Origin of the sequence: Streptomyces sp. NPDC048270 (assembly GCF_040652335.1) — a bacterium.
Lineage (GTDB): Bacteria > Actinomycetota > Actinomycetes > Streptomycetales > Streptomycetaceae > Streptomyces.
In genome coordinates this window covers 36,231-54,461 of the sequence record NZ_JBEZLV010000011.1, presented here as the reverse complement: position 1 = coordinate 54,461, position 18,231 = coordinate 36,231, and the positions used below count along the sequence as shown (strand labels likewise).

The 18,231-nt window shown below is 72.5% G+C and carries 17 protein-coding genes; 6 read left to right on the top strand and 11 right to left on the bottom strand.

From position 1 onward, the window contains the following. Positions 1-41 precede the first annotated feature (41 nt). The 5 genes from AB0D66_RS12720 to AB0D66_RS12700 all read right to left on the bottom strand — a co-directional run bounded on the left by AB0D66_RS12720 (position 42) and on the right by AB0D66_RS12700 (position 5,629). Positions 42-2,474, bottom strand: a complete 2,433-nt coding sequence (locus tag AB0D66_RS12720; protein WP_362300956.1) for a SpoIIE family protein phosphatase — start codon at positions 2,472-2,474, stop codon at positions 42-44. 102 nt (positions 2,475-2,576) lie between these two features. Further along, on the bottom strand, positions 2,577-3,308 hold the full coding sequence (locus AB0D66_RS12715; RefSeq protein WP_362300953.1) for a hypothetical protein: 732 nt from the start codon (positions 3,306-3,308) through the stop codon (positions 2,577-2,579). Beyond that, positions 3,308-3,838 (bottom strand): SigE family RNA polymerase sigma factor, encoded by a 531-nt coding sequence (locus AB0D66_RS12710; protein WP_362300950.1) that lies wholly within the window; start codon positions 3,836-3,838, stop codon positions 3,308-3,310. The genes AB0D66_RS12715 and AB0D66_RS12710 overlap by 1 nt, the downstream gene beginning before the upstream one ends. Positions 3,839-3,981: 143 nt before the next feature. After that, a complete protein-coding gene (locus AB0D66_RS12705; protein WP_362300947.1) occupies positions 3,982-5,322 on the bottom strand; it encodes a pectate lyase in 1,341 nt (446 codons plus the stop codon). A gap of 172 nt (positions 5,323-5,494) precedes the next feature. Further along, positions 5,495-5,629, bottom strand: a complete 135-nt coding sequence (locus tag AB0D66_RS12700) for a hypothetical protein (protein WP_362300944.1) — start codon at positions 5,627-5,629, stop codon at positions 5,495-5,497. 171 nt (positions 5,630-5,800) lie between these two features. Between AB0D66_RS12700 and AB0D66_RS12695 the strand changes: the two genes are divergently transcribed. Further along, positions 5,801-5,983, top strand: coding sequence for a hypothetical protein (locus AB0D66_RS12695; protein ID WP_362300941.1), 183 nt, complete (start codon positions 5,801-5,803; stop codon positions 5,981-5,983). Between the two features lie 136 nt (positions 5,984-6,119). Here AB0D66_RS12695 and AB0D66_RS12690 read toward each other — a convergent pair whose 3' ends face one another. Then, positions 6,120-6,893 (bottom strand): response regulator, encoded by a 774-nt coding sequence (locus tag AB0D66_RS12690; protein WP_362300938.1) that lies wholly within the window; start codon positions 6,891-6,893, stop codon positions 6,120-6,122. 116 nt (positions 6,894-7,009) lie between these two features. On the opposite strand from AB0D66_RS12690, the gene AB0D66_RS12685 reads away from it, so the two are divergent. From AB0D66_RS12685 to AB0D66_RS12675, 3 genes are all read left to right on the top strand, one after another. Continuing rightward, positions 7,010-8,611, top strand: a complete 1,602-nt coding sequence (locus tag AB0D66_RS12685; RefSeq protein WP_362300935.1) for an ATP-binding protein — start codon at positions 7,010-7,012, stop codon at positions 8,609-8,611. After that, positions 8,608-9,801 (top strand): fused response regulator/phosphatase, encoded by a 1,194-nt coding sequence (locus AB0D66_RS12680; protein WP_362300932.1) that lies wholly within the window; start codon positions 8,608-8,610, stop codon positions 9,799-9,801. The genes AB0D66_RS12685 and AB0D66_RS12680 overlap by 4 nt, the downstream gene beginning before the upstream one ends. 192 nt (positions 9,802-9,993) lie before the next feature. Then, entirely contained in the window at positions 9,994-10,623 is a 630-nt protein-coding gene (locus tag AB0D66_RS12675) for a hypothetical protein (RefSeq protein WP_362300929.1), read from the top strand. A 134-nt stretch (positions 10,624-10,757) separates the two neighbouring features. On the opposite strand, the gene AB0D66_RS12670 is transcribed toward AB0D66_RS12675, so the two are convergent. Further along, positions 10,758-11,165 carry a RidA family protein gene (locus AB0D66_RS12670; RefSeq protein WP_362300926.1) on the bottom strand — a complete coding sequence of 136 codons (408 nt, stop codon included), beginning with the start codon at positions 11,163-11,165 and terminating at the stop codon, positions 10,758-10,760. Positions 11,166-11,287: 122 nt separating this feature from the next. Here AB0D66_RS12670 and AB0D66_RS12665 point away from each other — a divergent pair, with 122 nt between their 5' ends. Continuing rightward, positions 11,288-11,668, top strand: a complete 381-nt coding sequence (locus tag AB0D66_RS12665) for a helix-turn-helix domain-containing protein (RefSeq protein WP_362300922.1) — start codon at positions 11,288-11,290, stop codon at positions 11,666-11,668. 344 nt (positions 11,669-12,012) lie between these two features. After that, the gene (locus AB0D66_RS12660; protein ID WP_362300920.1) at positions 12,013-12,555 is read left to right on the top strand and encodes a phosphate-starvation-inducible PsiE family protein; all 543 of its coding nucleotides are present in this window, start codon (positions 12,013-12,015) and stop codon (positions 12,553-12,555) included. Here AB0D66_RS12660 and AB0D66_RS12655 read toward each other — a convergent pair. The 4 genes from AB0D66_RS12655 to AB0D66_RS12640 all read right to left on the bottom strand — a co-directional run bounded on the left by AB0D66_RS12655 (position 12,529) and on the right by AB0D66_RS12640 (position 18,176). After that, the gene (locus AB0D66_RS12655) at positions 12,529-14,700 is read right to left on the bottom strand and encodes an FUSC family protein (RefSeq protein ID WP_362300917.1); all 2,172 of its coding nucleotides are present in this window, start codon (positions 14,698-14,700) and stop codon (positions 12,529-12,531) included. The two genes, AB0D66_RS12660 and AB0D66_RS12655, sit on opposite strands and share 27 nt — an antisense overlap. 156 nt (positions 14,701-14,856) lie before the next feature. After that, positions 14,857-15,990: a hypothetical protein gene (locus tag AB0D66_RS12650; RefSeq protein ID WP_362300914.1), complete on the bottom strand. Its 1,134-nt coding sequence runs from the start codon at positions 15,988-15,990 to the stop codon at positions 14,857-14,859. Between the two features lie 171 nt (positions 15,991-16,161). Next, the gene (locus AB0D66_RS12645) at positions 16,162-17,913 is read right to left on the bottom strand and encodes an FAD-dependent oxidoreductase (protein WP_362300911.1); all 1,752 of its coding nucleotides are present in this window, start codon (positions 17,911-17,913) and stop codon (positions 16,162-16,164) included. Continuing rightward, entirely contained in the window at positions 17,913-18,176 is a 264-nt protein-coding gene (locus tag AB0D66_RS12640) for a UBP-type zinc finger domain-containing protein (protein WP_362300909.1), read from the bottom strand. Before AB0D66_RS12640 ends, AB0D66_RS12645 begins: the two co-directional genes overlap by 1 nt. Positions 18,177-18,231: the final 55 nt, after the last annotated feature.

Below are 18,231 nucleotides of genomic sequence, written 5' to 3'. Positions count from 1 at the left end.
CCCCGGCCACGGGTCGGACGGCGCCTGCCGCGCGCCGGGCGTCAGCCGTTCGGGCCGTGCCAGGGGATCTCGGCCCAGACCTGCTTGCCGCCGCTGAGCGGGACCGAGCCCCAGGCCGTCGTCGTCGCCTCGACGATGAGCAGGCCGCGGCCGCCGGTCGACTCCCAGCTCACCCATACCGGTTTGACGGGGCTGCGGGGCGAGGCGTCGTTCACGGCGATCCGCAGCCGGTCCGCGGACAGGGTCAGGTCCATGCCCACCTCGCCCTGCGTGTGCGCGATGGCGTTGGTGACCAGCTCGGACACGACGAGCAGAGCCGCGTCGAGTTCCTCCACCACCCCCCACGAGCGCAGGGTGCGCGCGGTGAAGCGGCGGGCGTGCAGGACGGCGTTGGGCAGCCGCCACACCGTCCAGTGGCACCGCATCGGGCGGCCCCCCGTGCCGTCGTAGCGCAGCAGCAGGAGGGCCACATCGTCGTCGCGGCGGCCCACCCCGACGACCAGCTCGTCGGCGATCCTTCCGGTATCCACCGGGTTGGCCACGGCGAGCGCGTCGCACACCCGCCGCATGCCCTCCTCCAGGGGCAGCCGGGCGGACTCGACCAGGCCGTCCGTCAGCAGGACGAGCAGGGTGCCGGGGAGCAACCCCACCTCGGTCATGGGGAATTCGGCTTCCGCGAGCACGCCGAGCGGAGGCCCGCCCTCGACCGCCAACTCCTCGGTGACGCCGTCGGGATGGCGCAGGACCGGCGGCAGATGGCCGGCCCGTACGAACCTGGCGATGCCCTCCTCCATGTCCAGGTCCGCATACGTACAGGTGGCGAACAGGTCGGTCTCCATGCCCACGAGCAGGCGGTTGGCCCGCGCGACCACCACGTCGGGCGGGTGGCCCTCCACCGCGTAGGCCCGGACCGCCGTACGCATCTGGCCCATGATCGTGGCGGCTCCCGCGCTGTGCCCCTGTACGTCCCCGATGACGAACGCCACATGCCCGTCACCGAGCGGGATGACGTCGTACCAGTCGCCGCCGACCTCGAGTCCCGCCGTCGCGGGCAGGTAGCGGGCGACGGCGACCCCGCCCGGCAGTTCCGGGAGCTTGCGGGGCAGCAGGCTGCGCTGGAGCATCGTGGCGAGTTCGTGGCCCGCGTCCAGTGCGTGGGCGCGCACCAGGGCCTGCCCCACCAGCCCCGCGGTGGCGGTCAGCAGCGAGCGCTCCTCCGGGCCGAACCGGTGCTCGTGGTCCCACCCCACCAGGCACACTCCGACCATCCGGCCTTCGGCGGGCAGCGGCAGAACGGCGAGGCCCCCGGGTCCGACGCCCAGCAGGCCGGGCTCGAGCGCCGCGCCCGGCGGCCACAGGCTCATGTGCCCGCCGCGCAGCGCGCTCTGCAGGGTGGGCAGGTCACCGAGCGACGCGTCGGGCCACTCGGACCGCCATTCCGAGCGCCAGACCTCCGGCCAGGAAGCGGCCTCCGGAGGGTCGAGGGCGGTGACGACGAGCCGCTCGTGCTCCACTTCGCCCACCGCGACCCGGGCGGCCCCGAGGGGCTCGCGCAGGGCGGCGACCGCCAGCCTGCTGACCTCTCGGACGGTCGCCGCTCCCGCCAGCGTGGCCGACAGCCGCTGTACGAGGGAGACCTCGTCGGCGCTGGGGCGCAGATAGGTCGCGTCGGCCACCACGCCCAGGACGCGCCGCGGTCTCCCCTCGGGGTCCACCTCCACCCGGCACCGCAGCCCCAGCCAGCGCAGCTCCCCGTTCGGGCGGCGGACCCGGAACGCCAGCTGCTGTCCGTCGGCGGCCGGCCGGTCCGGCTCCACGATCGCCATCAGCGCGGGCATGTCGTCGGGAACGGCGCAGGCGAGCAGGGTCTCGACCTGTCCGTCGAACTGCGCGGGAGACAGGCCGAGCAGCTCCAGCACATGCGCGTGGGCTTCCAGGCGGCCGGTGCCCAGCTCCAGGATGAAGGCGCCTCCGTGGTGGGGCACCAGGGACTGACCCAGATGCGCCTGCGGGGCCTTGCGCCCGGCGAAGCGGGCGGCGACCGATTCGAGTCCGGCCGCCACCTGGTCGGCGTAGAGCTCCAAGAGGCTGCGGTCGTCGGCGCTGAAGCCGTCCCCGGCCTCCCCGGCGACGATCAGGCACCCGAACTCCTGGTCTCCGTGGCCCAGCGGCAGGGCGCCCAGCGAGATCCTGGCCGGCGAGGCGGGTTCGCCGTCCCGGACGCGGGTGGGGAAGTGGTGGGGATCGTCCTCGACGAACGTGGCGAGTTCCCTGGGCGTCAGCCACAGCGGGCGCCCGGAGCGCAGGGCATTGGCGGCGGGCGAATGCCCGGCCACGGCGAGGATCGCGGGCAGTCCGTAGAGGACGCTGCGGTTTCCGGTCAGCTCGGCCAGGTGGAGTTCCGTGCCCTGGTGGGCGACCACGTAGACGGCGGCGAGCTCGGCCCCGCAGAACGCAAAGCGATGACTGGTCACTGTCCGTACCACCTCCAGCCGGGCCTCCCCGCCGACCGCCTCCCTCCATGCTGTCGCGCCCGGGACCGTACGGGCGAGTCGGGGCGGCGCGGAACCCGCGCCTCAACCCGCCGCGCCCGGCGCCGGCCGGATCGGTCCGGTGACGCTGTGCCGCTCTCCCGTCGCCGTGGTGGCGGTGGCGGCGTAGGAGTCGCCCGTCACCGCTCGCGGGCCCGGGGCGTGGTCGTACTGGACGGCGAAGACGTGCCGGCCCTGCGGCACGGTCCGGCCCGGCTTGAGGGTCCACCGGTGGGTGAGGGTGCCGCCCTCGTGGGTGGTGGTCAGCGTGAAGTCCTCCGCGGGCAGGGTCCGCCAGGCGCCGGTGGGCGCCACGCCGCCGGTCTGGGCGATGCGGACCTCCAGCGTGAGCGCATTCAGGGGCGCACCCGTCTGGAGGGTGATGTTGCTCTGGGACCAGTAGGCGTTGGCGTGGGGGTCGACGGCGCCTTCGGAGCGGAGCGGCCCGTCCTCGGTACGGGTCGTGACAGAAGGGGCGGAGGGGGTGCGGGCGGCGTCTGCCGTGGGCGGGGGCGGCGGCGCCGCAGGGGTCGCGGCGGCTCCCCGTGCGGGGGCGTCGGTGGGGACGGTGGCTGCGATCGTGTACCCGCCCGCCACGAGCACCGCCGTCGAGGCGAGGGTCGCGAGGGTGATGCGGGGCCAGGACAGGGGCCCGGCCGCCCGGCGGGCCGGCCGGGGGGTACGGGACAGGCCGTGCCGGACCCGCTCCAGCATGGCGTCCCGGTCGGGAGCGTGGGCCTCGGCCGCGTCCCGGAGCCGGCGCTTCAGGTCCTCCATCAGTTCCTCGTTCCGGTCAGCTCTTCGGCGGCCTGCGCACCGAGGAGGCGCTGCAGTTCGGCCATTGCCTTGGAGGTCTGGCTCTTCACCGTGCCGACGGACGTCCCGAGGGCGAGGGCGGTGTCCTTCTCCGACAGGTCCAGCGCGTGGCGCAGCACGACGCACGCGCGTTTGCGGAACGGCAGTCGTGCCAGCGCGCGGCGTACGTCCATGACGGCGTCCACGTCGGGGTGGTGCTGCGCGCGGCTCCCCGGGAGGGCCGTCCAGAAGAGGTGGACGCGGCGCCGTTCGCGGGTGAGGGCGCGGATGCGGGCGCGGGCCATGTTGGTGACCACCCCGCGCGCGTAGGCCACGGGGCGGTCGGCGCGCCGGACGCGGTCCCAGCGGTGCCAGAGCGCCACGAAGGCGTCGGCGGCCAGGTCGTCGGCGGTCTCCGCCTCGCCGGTGAGCAGGTGGGCCAGGCGGGCCAGTTCGGCGTGGTGGCGCTCGAAGAAGTCGTGGAACTCCGCGGACGCGTCGTCGAGGTCCATACCGGAGTCTCCGTGTGGGGTGCGGACCGGCCGCCCGGGCGGCTCGTTCCCGCCGGGTCGGGGTGGTCCCGGCGTCTTCGGCGGCTGGTCCCCGCGGTGCTCGGGCGGGGCGGGTGCGGGCGCCCGGGCACCGGGGCGGTGGATCACTTCAGGACGCCCGCGCCCGCACGGCGGGCGAGTGACGCGGGCAGGTCGGCGGCGGAGGCCTCCAGCCCCCGGGCGAGGGCGGGCTGCCACGCCGCCTCGGGCTTGATCTTCTTCTTGTTCGCGGCGTTGTGGGCGGCGACGAGGTCGGTGACCGCGCCGTTGACCATGTTCCCGGTGCCGGCGAAGGCGCCCGTGCCGTCGCCGGACAGCAGTTGGGACGTCTTGCGGTCGCGGGACAGCGTCCAGTGGTTGTTCTGCGCCACGATCCGGACGCCGGCCCGGGCGCTCACGCTGTAGCCGTGGGTGTAGCCGTTGCGCGGTGTGGTGTCGAAGTGGTTGTTGTAGAGGTGCACCTGTCCGACCCGGGCGAGCGGTGCGCGCTGCACGATGCCCTGGAAGACGTTGTGGTGCAGCGTGACACGGAGTTTGGAGTCCTGGTCGCTGCTCCCGATGAGCATGGTCTTGTCGTGGTCGGCGAAGCGGTTGTACGAGACCGTGACCAGGTCCGAGGCGTTGGTGATGTCGAGTGCTCCGTCGTGGACCTGGTACTCGCGGCCGAAGTGGCGCGGGTTCGCGGCGTCGAAGTGGGGGCTGTCGGTGAACGAGTTGTGGTCGGCCCACACGTGGGTCGCCCCCCGAAGCGTGACGGCATCGTACGCGGAGTTCCAGTTGCCCTCGGATCCGTCCGTGGGGTCCCACTGGGGAAAGCAGTCGCGGGTGTCGGCGAAGGCCAGGTTGCGGATGATGACGTTGTCCGCCTTCTGCACCAGGAGGCTGCCTCCGCTGATGCCCGCGCCGGTGCCGGGCACGCCGATGAGGGTGGTGTTCGACGGCACGGCGAGGCGCACCCGCTCGGCCTGCCTCGCCTGCGCGGCCGCCCGCGCGGACTCCTGCGCGCCGGACGGCAGCTTCGACCGTCCCCACACCGCGGGGTCGTAGGCCTTGAGGTAGGCGGCGAGCGTGTATCCCGTACCCCTCGCGTAGTCCGCGCAGGTCAACGGGCGTCCCTGGTCGTCGGTGTTGGCGTCGATCCGACCCTTCACCCGGATGATCCTCGGGGCGCCGGACGGGCCCGCGCGCAGCGCCCTGACGAGTTCCGCCCGCGTGCTGACGGTGACGTCGTGCCGGGCGCCGGCTGCTCGGCCGCCGGTGGTACCGGAACCGCTGGACGCCCAGCCGTCCTGGGCGGGCAGGGTGGCGTGGGCGAGATCGACGGCGCCGGCGTCGGCGCGCGGGGCGAACGGCAGGAGGCCGAGACCTGCCGCGGCGGCGAACCCCGTGGTGACGAGGGCGAGACGGCGGCGGGCGGGAAAGCGGCGGTGCGAGGAGGGCGGCATCGGGTGGCGTTCCTTGTCCGGAAGCGGAGCGGAGTGCTGCTCTGTCGCCCTTCAGTTGCCGCCGCCCGCCCCGGAGTTGCCGGGGCCGCGCAGAAGCCGGTGCGATGTGCGTCACACACGGCGGCCGCCGCCCCCGCGTCCGCGGGCCCCGCTATCCGCTACCCGCTACCCGCTACCCGCTGACGCTGCCGAGCCAGAGGAGGTCACGGGCCCGGGTCATGACGTCCCCGTCGTGGTAGGTGAGGTCGACGTCCCGGCGGCCCGGGGTGCGTGTGCCGTCGAGGTCCTCGAAGGCGTCGTCGGCCACGAGGGTGAGGGCCCGGCGTCCAGGATCTGCCTGCTGTTGCGGTAGTTGGTCCGCAGTACCTGTCCCCGGTCGCCGCGGATGTCGATGCCCCAGGTCGAACAGCCCGTCCGGGGGGCCCGGCCGGTGAGGCCCGGGCGCCGACGGGGCCCGCTGGTCGACCGCCGCCCCCGCATGGTCCGGCAGCACCCGTTCGAGATGGTCGGCGATCGCCCGGACCGACTCCGCCCGAAGCCTGCGCGGCTGCGACAGCAGCACGGGGCCGATCTCGTGTTCACCCAGGAGCCGTATCCGGCCGAGGCCCGCGTCGAGCCGTCGCCCGGCGAACACCATGAGCGGCTGGACCGCGACCGGTGACATCCCGAGGGACGCCACCGCGCTCTCGGCGCCCTTCGTGGCGGCGAGCAGCTCGGCGGCGTGCCGGTCCCCTCCTCCACGGAGTGGCGATCACAGGACGGAACGCGACCGGAGCGGCAGGTCACCTGCCCGGCCGTCAGGCGCGCGGCGGGCGCGTCGCGGTGTCCAGGTAGAAGGCGTCGATGCTCTGGACGGCCTGCTCGAACTCCTCCAGGTTGACGGGCTTCGTCACGTAGGCGTTGGCGTGGCTGGTGTAGGCGTCGGCGACGTCGTCGGGGGCGGAGGACGTGGTGAGGACGACGACCGGGATGGTCTGGAGGTCGGCGTCGCTCTTGAGGATGCGGAGCAGGTCGCGGCCGTTCATGCGGGGCATGTTCAGGTCGAGCACGATGAGGTCGGGGCGCGGGGTGTCCGGGTTGCGCAGGTGCTCCAGTGCCGCGACGCCGTCGGTGGCCTGGACGAGGTTGCGGGCCCCGCGCTCGGAAAGCGCCTCCTCGATGAGCATGGCGTCGGCGATGTCGTCTTCCACGAGCAGGACATCGAACGGTCGGGCGGGGGCGTTCATCGTCAGTTGCTCCGTGGGTGCTTCGTCGGTGTGGTTGAAGAGCCCCGGCCAGCGGCGGCGGGCGCCCTGGCGGGTCATGCCGCATGCACGGCCGATCTGGGGGTATCCGGCTCCCGCACGCGCGGCGTCCGTGGCCGCCACGCGTCGCAGCCGTTCCGCGGCTTGTTGGAGGTGGTCCAGTACGTGCAGGCGTGCCAGGGCCTGCGCGCGGTCGTCCGCCGTCGGATGGGAGAGGTCCTGCTGCAGCTGGAGGGCCAGGCGCCGGGCGAGGTCGGCGACCACCGCGTCGGCGACGGCGGCTGTCTCCTGCGGGGTGGTCCGGAGGTGGAAGTTCTTGCCTGGCATACCCCGCACCCTAGACCCCCGGCACGGCATCGGACAACAATTGTTGTCCGATGCCCTCTACAGTGTGCGCTGCGCCCTCTGTTCGAGGCGGCCGTATACGGGGAGGGACCCAGAGGATGACCGGCATGACGTGGCAGCCGCGCGTGCGGAGGCCTTCCGCGTGGACGACCCGGCGGTGGCTGCGCGTCGGCGTCGCCGCTTCGCTGGCGGTGCTGGCCGTGCTCGGTATGACCGGCGCGTGGGTGCTGGGCCGTACGGCGACGATCAGCGACGAGCTCGTGGACAGGCGCTCGCCCGCGCTGTCCACCGCGTTCCGGCTGGAATCGGCGCTCCTCAACCAGGAGACCGGCATCCGGGGCTACGGGCTCACCGGCACCCCGGAGTTCCTCGAGCCCTACCAGCGGGGGCTCACGGACCAGAACACGTACACCGCGCAGCTCACGCAGCTCCTGCACGGCGACTCGCGCGCGCAGGGCGACCTGAGGACCGTCCAGGACGCGCTGTCCACGTGGCAGGAGAGGATCGCCCGGCCCACCGCCGCCTCCCCGCCCGGGGCGCCCTCGCCCCTGACGACCGAACGCGCCGCCGAGGCCAAGACGGCGTTCGACGCGGTCCGCCGGGCCATGGCCGACCAGCAGGAACGGTTGCGCGCGGAGCGGGCCCGGACACGCGCCGACCTCGCCGCCACCATGAGGCTGCGGAACTGGCTGTTCACGGCGATCGCAGCCGTGATCGCCGTGCTGGCGGGCCTGGTCTTCGAAGGACTGCGCCGCGGCATCAACCAGCCGCTGGAGCAGCTGGCGGCGGACGCCCGCACCGTCGCCGCCGGCGATTTCGGCCATCCCATCACCCCCGCCGGTCCGGCGGACCTGCGGCGGCTGAGCGGCGAGATCGACTTCATGCGCCGCCGGCTCGTACGCGAACTGGCCTTCAGCGAGGAGGCGCGGCGGCGCCTGGACGTGCAGACCGCCGACCTGCAGCGCTCCAACGCCGAGCTGGAGCAGTTCGCGTACGTGGCCTCCCACGACCTGCAGGAGCCGCTGCGCAAGGTCTCCAGCTTCACGCAGCTCCTCCAGCGCCGCTACGGGGGGCAGCTCGACGCCAAGGCGGACCAGTACATCGCCATCGCGGTCGACGGCGCCAACCGCATGCAGGCCCTCATCAACGACCTCCTCGACTTCTCCCGGGTGGGCCGAGTCCACCACGACCCCGTGGAGGTCGACCTCGAGGCGGTCATGGAGCGGGCCGTGTCCGCACTGAGCGTCGGCATCGAGGAGGCGGGCGCGTCGATCACGCACGATCCGCTGCCTTCCCTGGTCGCCGACCCCACCCAGATGGGCATGCTCTGGCAGAACCTGATCGGCAACGCGGTCAAGTTCCGCCGTCCGGACCGGGCACCGGAGATCCATGTCAGTGTTGCCCGTGAAGGGGAGCTGTGGCGGTTCACGGTGACCGACAACGGCATCGGCATCGCGCCCGAGTACGCCGACAAGGTGTTCGTGATCTTCCAGCGGCTCCACACCAAGGACGTCTATCCCGGAAGCGGAATCGGCCTGGCGATGTGCAAGAAGATCGTCGAGTTCCACGGCGGCGCCATCGCCCTCGACCCCGACTACCGGGACGGGGCGCGCATCAGCTTCACCCTCGCCACCGAAGCCCCCCAGGCCCCCTCGACCATCGCGGAGGCCACCCGGGCCACCGCGGAGCCGGCGCGATGACCGCGACCCTCCCCCACGTCGGCGACATCGCCGCGAACGAACCGGTCTACCGCGTCCTGCTCATAGAGGACGACGACGCCGACGCCCTGCTCGTCGAGGAGCTCCTGCACGACACCGAGCTGCGCTTCGAGCTCACCACGAGCACCTCGCTGGCCGAGGCCCGCTCGCAGCTGGCGGCCCGCGCCGTCGACTGCATCCTCCTCGACCTGCACCTGCCCGACGTATCGGGCACCGACGCGGTCACCACCGTGCGCGCCATGGCCCCGCACACCGCCGTGATCGTCCTGACCGGCCTGTCCGAGAAGCAGGCGGGCTCCGAGGCGATGGCCGCCGGGGCCCAGGACTACCTCGTCAAGGGCAAGGTCGAAGCCGAGCTGCTGCGCCGCACGGTCCGCTACGCCGTCTACCGCAGCCACACCGAGCGCACGGCGGCCGAAGCCCAGTCGGCCCGGCTGCGCGCGCAGGAGAACGCCCGGCTGGAACGCGGACTGCTGCCCCGGCCGCTCCTGGAGACCTCCACCGTCACGGTGACCACCCGCTATCTGCCCGGCGCCGAGAAGGCCCTGCTCGGAGGCGACTTCCTCGACGTCGTCGAGGGCGATGACGGCCTGCTGCACGCCGTCGTCGGCGACGTCAGCGGACACGGCCCCGACGCCGCCGCCCTCGGCGTCTGCCTGCGCATCGCCTGGCGCTCGCTCGTCCTGGCCGGGCACCACGGCACCGAACTCCTGCACCTCATGGAACGCCTGCTGGTCGCCGAGCGCGGCACCCAGCCCCTGTTCGCCACCTGCACCCTGCTCACCCTGGACCAGAAGGCCGCCACGGCCACCCTCTACCTGGCGGGCCACCACGAACCCCTGCTCACCACCGCGGAGGAGACCCTGGAGGTGCCCGCCGAGCACGGCATCGCGCTCGGCATAGTCCCCGGCCACCGCGACTGGCCCGCCACGGTCATCCCCCTCCCGGACTCCGGAGCCCTCACCCTCTACACCGACGGCCTCACCGAAGGACACAACGGCGACGCCGACGGCCGACTGGGCATCGAGGGGCTCCTCCCCCTGATCAACACCACCCCGTCCGAGGACCCCGCCGCACACCTGGACAGCCTCATCCGCCAGACCCGAGCCCTCAACGCCGGACGGCACACCGACGACCTCGCCGTCCTCCGCCTCGGCTGGGGCTTGCGCTAGGCCGTCCCGCACGGCGCTCCGCCGCTGACGCCCCGCCCCCGCGGCGGGCCGCCGCCCCCCGGCAGGGGCTCCAGCCGCGGGCACCGAACATCATGGTGCCGTGCCGAGCCGCGGTGACCCGCGTGCGAAACTCCTCCGACCGCCATCGGAGGAACGGTCTCCGGTCGCCATCTCACGGGGGAATCACCGCACATGCGCACCACCATGACCAGATCCGGGCGGGCAGCCGCAGCCGCGCTCGGCACGCTGCTCCTCGCCGGATGCGGCAGCGGCACGCAGCCGGGGGCCCCGGCCGCCCCACCCTCCGCCCCCGCAACCTTCTCCTCACCCTCGCCCTCACCCTCGGGCGCCTTCGGCAGGGAGAACGTACGGGCCGACCTGGACGCGGCCGTCGCGGCCGCCGGGTTCCCCGAGGGGACGAAGACGGGAGCCCCGACCCCCGACGCCTCGGCCGACCCGCCCACCACCGACGAGGAGCGGGCTCAGGAGCAGCTGATGGCCCGGATAGCGACCTGTGGGCCCGCCTGGTCGTCCAGCGACCCTCCGGCCGCCCGAGGAGAGGACCCCGCCGACGGGCACCGGCAGTTCCGCGCCGTTCTCGCCGGCCTCGCGGAACGGGGCTGGAAGGAGACCCGGCCCGCCGCGCAGATACCGCTCGGTGACATCGGCTCCATGCTCACGGCCGAGTACAAGAAGCAGAAGTGGACCCTGTACGCCCACAGCACCGAATCGGGACTGCTGCGCATGGCCACGATCATCGCCACCGAGGACGCCTGCACGAGCCAGTTCACCGACGAAGAGCTGGAACTCCTGAACGACTAGGGCGTGACCTTCCGATCTGCGTCGCAAGCCGGCGCCGACGGCGGGCCGCACGACATGGCAGCGGCCCGCCTCATCGGGAAGGCCGCCCGCGCCGCCAGCTGACCTCGCTCCCCCATCGCCCCGGGGGCACCCCCTCAGTCGAGGACTGCGATGGCTTCGACCTCGACCAGGTGCTCGGGTACGTCCAGTGCCGCGACGCCGAGCAGCGAGGCCGGCGGGACCGGCGCGGCGCCCAGCTGCGCGGCCGCCCGGCTGATCCCCTCCAGCAGCAACGGCATCTTGTCGGGGGTCCAGTCGACGGCGTAGACGGTCAGCTTCGCCACGTCGTCGAAGGAGGCACCGACCTCGGCCAGAGCGGTGCTCACATTGAGGTAGCACTGCTCGACCTGAGCGGCGAGGTCACCTTCGCCGACCGTGACACCGTCGGCCTGCCAGGCCACCTGTCCGGCGATGAAGACGAGCTTCGATCCGGTCGCGATCGACACCTGCCGGTAGGCGTCGATCTCCGGCAGCCCCTTGGGGTTCACGAGGGTGATGGCCATGCTGTCCGCCTCCATGTGCGTGGGCGCCTGCGGGCGCTCGTGCTCTCTTGTGGTTACTCGGGAACCGTAGGAGAGTGGCCTCCGACATGGAAGAACGCACTTTTCAGTGACTGGGGAACCATATGGTGACCAAGCAGTTCACGGGCTCGCCCGACGATGCGGACCTCAGGCGGGCGGACTCGTTGGGGCGGGAGATCTTCTCGGACGTCGCCAACAAATGGGCGCTCCTGATCATCGAAGCCCTCGGCGAGCGCACCCTGCGCTTCAGCACGCTGCGGGACGAGGTCGAGGGCATCAGCCACAAGATGCTGACCCAGAACCTGCGGATGCTGGAGCGCTACGGACTGCTCGACCGAACCGTGCACCCCGTCGTACCCCCACGGGTCGACTACACCCTCACCGAGCCGGGCCAGGCCCTGCGGGTGACGATCGACGGCCTGTGCGACTGGACGCACCGGTACTTCGGCCACATCGAGGCCTCCCGCCGCCGCTTCGACGCCTGACCCAAACGAAGCCCGCCCACGCGAAAGCCGCCGGGCGTCGGGCCTGATCCCCCAGGTCGCATCTGCCCGTGTCACGGCGCCTGTGCACGTTGGCGCTGCTATGGCGTCGACATCGCCGAATGATCCGACGGAGAACCGACCCGCGAGTCGTCGTCTGTGGCCTGCAGGGCTGCTGCGAGGAACGAGGCCGGCGCCGGCCCGGCCTTCTCCGGCCGCGGGGGTAGAACTCGGTCGGTGATGTCGCGCGCCGCCCCACCCCCGCAGGCTGCCACCAGGGAGGAATCCCCTCGTCCACCCGTTTGGCAGCACAGCCCACCGCGCCTGCCGGCCTGGGCGCCCCTAGGATGCCGACTGTGAGACCCAAACTCCCGAAGACCGAGGGCGGGGGCCGGGTACAGGGCCTCCTGCAACTCCTCGAGGACGGCATCCACCTCATTGTCGCGGCGCTCCTCGTACTGCTCGCGGGGATCCTGACCGTCGGGGTCGTCCACGACATCGTCAGGTCGATCCAAGGTCCGTACCGCGAGGAGACGGTCGTTCTGTCCGCCCTGGACAACAGCCTTGTGCTGTTCATCGTGGCCGAGCTGCTCCACACCGTCCGCCTGACCATCAGGAACCAGACCCTCGACGCGGAGCCGTTCCTCGTCGTCGGCCTGGTTGCCGGCATCCGCAAGGTGCTCATCGTGACGGCCGAGGCGGAGAAGTCCTTCCGGTGGAACGTCGAGGGGATCGAACTGCTCATCCTGACAGGTCTGATCCTCGTGATGGCGACAGCGGCGTACGTGTGGCGTCGCTCGACGCGGCCGGGAGACTACTTCCCGCTCCAGGAGGTGCGGCGCACTCCTCCGTCGCCGAAGCCGTCACCCGCCCCGGTGGGCGGGTCCTGATCCGTCGTCTTCCGCCGCCGCGGCCGCCCGCACCCGTTGCTCTTCGCGAGCGGAGCCGACGTCCCGTTCCAGGGGTGTACGGCTCACGGCCGTCGCGAGGTCCTCCAAGGCCCGCTTCTGCAGTTCCGCCCCGCGCCGCACGACCGGGCTCCCGTCCCCGGCGGCGCCCTCCCACGCCTGGAGCGCCTCCTCCACACGTGGCCAGTCCGGATTCCTGTGCTCGCGCACGTCGACCGCCGCCTGCGCGGTGTCCGTCTCCATGGCCTCGGCGAACCGCTCCGCCTCGGGGACGGGACGGCTGTCGACCCGCGGGACGTGGCTCTCCATGAGCATCGCCGCCCGGCCGAACCCCTTGAGCGCCTCCTGCGCCTCCTCCGCCTCGCGTGACGTCAAGCCCCTGGGGCGGACCGGTTCCTGCCTTGCCCGGTCGTATGCCTCCTGCCAGGCCGCACGTGCTTCCCTGCTCGCCAGCAGCGCCCTGCGCAGGTCGGCGTGGTGTTCCCGGGTCGGGTCGGCGTAGCCGCGGAGCACCGCGGCCGCGTAACGGCCCTCGGCGGCGAGCCAGTCCGCGAGCCGGCCCGGCAGCCGGGGTGTCTCCCATGCGGGGAACACCACGTACGCCAGCATCGCGAGGGCCCCGCCGAGCAGGGTGAGCACCACCCGCTCCGGGACCGTCTGCTCCCACGCCTGGCCGCCCATGCCGAGCAGGAAGACGACGTATGCGGCAGTGAAGCACTGGGAGTAGGCGTAGCCGGTACGGTTCAGCATGAACGACAGGCCCGCCGAGACCACCGCCAGCAGGCCGAACACCTGGGCGTCCGGGCCCAGGGCCCGCACCATCCCGGTGGCGAGCGCGACCCCCGCCAGGGTCCCGGCGAGCCGGGCCACCGCCCGCGCGTACGTCCGGTGGAAGTCCGGCCGCATCACCATCACCGAGGCGATGGGCGCCCAGTAGCCGTGGCCCACCGGTAGCCGGGCGGCGATCAGGTAGCCGAGCGTGGCCACCGCCGCCAGGCGGACGGCGTGCCGGAGCACGGGCGAGTCCCGGCGGAGCTCACGGCGGACCGCCCGGACCACGACCGGGACCAGCCGGAACATGGTCGGGCGCACCAGGAACTGGGCGTCCTCGGGGCCGGGCGGCGCGGGCGTCCTCCCGCGCGTGCCGCACCGGGCGATCTCCAAGGCCTCGCCGAGCAGTTCCACGAGCCGCTCGGCGGCCTGCCGCGCGGGGCCCTCCAGTACCTCCTGCCCCTGGTCGACGAGCAGGGCGTCCGTGCTTCCGGGCGACACCTCGGCGGGAGTGCCGCGGCGGATCGAACGGGCGGCCGCATCCAGGACCTCGGCGGCCGCGTCGAGCAACTCCCTCGCCCGGTCCCGCCCTGGTCCCTCCGCTGGGGCGCCGACGTCCGGGTCGGCGAGTGCGGCGAGGACGGGCCGAATGCGCTCGGCGAGTCCCCGGGGGCCGTGCAGGACGGAGGGACGGGTGCGGGCCTGTGACGGCGTCACGGCGGCCGCGTCCCGGGCCGTCATCAACGGTTCCGGGTCGAACGGGGCGGTCGGGTCGTGCCGCAGCCGGCGGGCGTAGTCCGCCACGGCGGCCAGGGCGTCGGCGAGCGCGTCGCGATGCGCCCCCCAACGGCGGATCGGGAACAGCAGGATCACCAGGGCCTGCGCCACGCCCCCGAGCGCGATGATCCCGGCGTGCTCCAGAGCCCGCCCGATGCTCGTGGGCAGGGTGACGGTCACCAGCATGCTGCCGACCATCGTCGCTGCGACGATCCCGGCGGTCGATCCGACGGCCCACGCCATCCCTGCGGCAAAGGCCCATACGGCCAGCAGTGGGAGGAACGTCGCGAGTCGCCCCGCCGCCAGATAGCCTACGAAGGTGCTGAGCGCCAGACCGGCACCCGCGCCGAGCGCGATCACTTTGCGGGGACGCCAGCTGCGCTGGAAAGTGGCTGCGCCCGCGGAGTAGGCACCGAGGGCGGCGGACGCGGCGTACGCCGGGGAGGCCAGCCACAGCGCCGGCCCGATGACGATCGCCACCCCGACGGCAGTGCGCAGCGCGAGCAGGGGCTCCAGTCGCGCCTCCTCGATCGTGAGCCCGGATCGCACGACTTCCCGGAGGGCCCGCAGCCACGTCACGGACCGGAGCCTAGCCCGGCCCCGCTACCGGGCCGCGCCGGCCACGCCGCCGAGGCCGTTGAGCGTGAGGCGGGGGTCCTCGTGTCCCTGGGGGCGGCGATCGACCTGCGGGATCTTCGGCACCGCACGACCACCCACCACCGACGCATCTCCGACTCAGGTCGCCGGCTGGTCACCTTGGTCGCCTTGCAGCATGTGGCGACGTTCCTGTTCGCGCTTGGAGTAGGCGGCTGCACGGATCGCCTCGTCGCTCTCCAGGCCTGATCCCAGCGCGCCGCCCACCGTGGCGACCGAAGCGACGAACCAGGACAGCGTCGAGTACTCCGTGGCATGCAGCGGGCTTCCTGTCACGGAAGCGAACACTCGGTCGTTGAGGATGAACAGCGCCCACACCAAGTTGATGACCATCAAACCCACGTAGCAGACGAGCACACCGATACCCACGGTCATGACCGTCGAGGCGTTGTAGAGCCTCGCCCTCTGCCTCGCCTCCGGCGAGCCCTCTGTGGATCGATGCCACAGCTCCCCGTCTACGATCAGCCAGCCGATCATAAGTCCGACGGATCCGACCATGGCGATCACGAGGCGTGGCGCGCTCAGGGCCTCGGCCAGGCTCCAGGTGGTGGAGTTCACGGTGGCGACCGCTCCTGTGGCGAGTGCGGCCGCCAGGGCTTTCGACATTCCGGGCACCAACCGCCACGGCCGGTTGGCGCGGACCATACCGGCGAGCACCCTCAGGTATCCGCGGGGCCCGCTGACGACGTACCGAAGATCGGCGGTCTCCTCCTCACCGATCGGGCCCGGGTGGACAGGCGCGAGACGACCGGCAAAAGGGCCCAGAAGCGGCTGGCTCTGCGGAAGCCCCTCAGCCCCGGTGGCCTGCGGACCCGCCAAGCCGAGCACAGCCTGTTCCACGGCCCGCCGAGCCCTCGTCTGCAGCCGCAAGCCCCCCAGCGTGGGAAGAGACAGCAGCGCCAAGCCGTGTTCGTAACTCAGATTCACCACGAGTTTGCGCCCGTGTGAGTACAGCGGAAGGTCGGTGAGGGCCACGACGATGTCCCAGTCCTCCGCACTTCCACGGTCCATGATCCGGCGCATCAAGGTGGGCAGGTTCTCGGTCCCCGAGGTGAAGGGCTCACTGATCACCTTGACGTCGAACCGTCGCCCCTGGCCCGCCTTTTCGGCGAGCCGGCCAGGAAGGATCCGGACCATGCGCTGCGCGATGTCCGTGGGCGCGTCCGGATCCGCCAGGAGAGCTACGACCGTAACGCCTTGCGACGACACCCGCACGACCGGACCATCCTCCTCGGCTGCCCTCCGCGATTGCAAGGGTTCACAGCATGCCCCGGGGTGAAGGCGAAGCCGCGGGGACACGCTGTTCGGCTCACCTCCATGCGCTGCTCGTCGATCGGCGACCGTGGTGGCGGGGTGGGCCACCTGTGGGGGCCGGCAGGGGCAGGGTCAGCGCGAGGACACGGATTCCCCCGCTACCGGCCGGCGTCCCTCGGAGTCGGCGGTGACCAGGTTTCCCCTCCGTTCCCGGTGCTCGTGCACGAGACGGATCGCCATGGCGCCTTCACCGGTCGCCGAGGCCACGCGCTTCACCGAACCGCTCCTGACGTCGCCGGCGGCGAAGACCCCGGGAAGGGTGGTCTCCAGCAGCATCGGTTCGCGGCCCAATGCGGCCCACCGGTTCTCGTCGGCCACCGCCCGGGCGTCGGCGCCGGTCAGGACGAAACCCCTCCCGTCCAGGGCCAGCACGCCCTTGAGCCATTCCGTGCGCGGCCGGGCCCCGATGAACACGAACAGCGCCGCGGCCTGCAGCTCACGGCGCTCATTGCTCGCGTTGTCCTCCACCGTCAGCGATTCCAGCTGCTGCTCCCCTGCGACGGCCCGTACTTCGGTGTGGAGCAGCACCTCGATCCTGGGGTGCCGCTCCACCTGGTCCACCAGGTAGCGCGACATGTCCGCGTTGAGGTCGCCGCCCCGGACGAGGAGGTGGACCCCGGACGCGTGGTGGGCGAGGAACAGCGCCGCTTGCCCGGCGGAGTTCCCGCCGCCGACCACGGCGACCGGGTCCGCCCGGCAGAGGCCGGCCTCGTGGACCGTCGCCGCGTAGTAGACGCTGATGCCTTCCAGGCGGTCGATGCCGGGCACTTCGAGCTTGCGGTACCGCACGCCCGAGGCGAGCACCACGGCGCCGGCCCGGGCCCGGGACCCGTCTGCGAAGGTGACGACGTACTCGTCGTCCTGCGGGGTGAGCGCGCTGACCTCCGCCGGCACCATGAGGCGGGCGCCGAACTTGTGGGCCTGGAGCACCGCACGTTCGATGAGTTCGCCCCCGGAGATGCCGGACGGGAAGCCGAGGTAGTTCTCGATGCGGGACGAGGTCGCGGCCTGGCCTCCGGTGGCCACGGCGTCGACGGTGACCGTGCTGAGACCGTCGGAGGCACCGTACACGGCGGCGGCCAGTCCCGCGGGCCCCGCACCGACCACCATGACGTCGCACCGTCCGTTCTCGGGCGAGGGGGCGGGTAGACCGATGAGCCGGGCGAGTTCGGCGTTGCTCGGATTGCGCAGGAGCCGCTCACCCTGCCAGAGGACCACCGGCGTCTCCTCGGGACGGATGGCGAACCGGCGCAGCAGCGCCTCGGCCTCCTTGTCCCTCTCCAGATCCACCCAGCGGTGGGGCAGCCGGTTGCGGGCAGCGAACTCGCGCAGCCGCATCGTGTCCCGTGAGTAGCACGACCCCAGGATCCGGAAGCCGGCACCGAGGCCGATGAGCAGGTACCTGCGGCCCAGGTAGGCGCGGAGGATCAGATCGCCGAGGATGGGGTCGCTGCCGACCAGGGCGCGTTGCCGCTCCACCGGTACGGCCAGGATCTCGCCGGCCTCGCGCACCACGGCGGTGTTGAACGCTGCCTGGCCTTCCAACAGCCCGAGTTCACCAAGGAACCTGCCGGGTCCGTGCACCGCCACCGTCTGCTCGTCGGGGCCGCCCTGGTCGTGGAGGATTTCGACGGTCCCGCTGAGGATCGCGAGGAACTCCCGGAACGGCTCGCCCTCGCGGTACAGCACCTCGCCCTCGGCGGTTCTGCGGCGCTCACCGTGCGCGGTCAGGTCCTCGAGCTGCTCCGGCGTGAGGCGGGGGAACGCACCGTACCGGTCCGGCGTCTCGCGGACCGCACCGTTCTCGTGCTCGGCCGTGCTCATCAGACCAGGGCCTCGTGAACGTAGCACCAGCGCCAGTCCTCTCCCGGCTCGAAGGACTGCACCACGGGGTGGCCGACGCTCCCCGCGTGCCATCTGGCGTGCTTGAGAGGGGAGGAATCGCAGCAGCCCACGTGCCCACAGGTGAGGCAGAGGCGCAGGTGCAGCCACGGGGACTGCGCCCTGAGGCACTCCTCGCAGCCCTTCGGGGTACGCGGCGTCACTGGGCGAACCATCGCCAGGTGCGGGTCGGCAATCGTGGCCATGAGGATTCTCCTTCCGTGAACGGGCCTGATCGGCCCGTGAATGGGCCTGATCGGC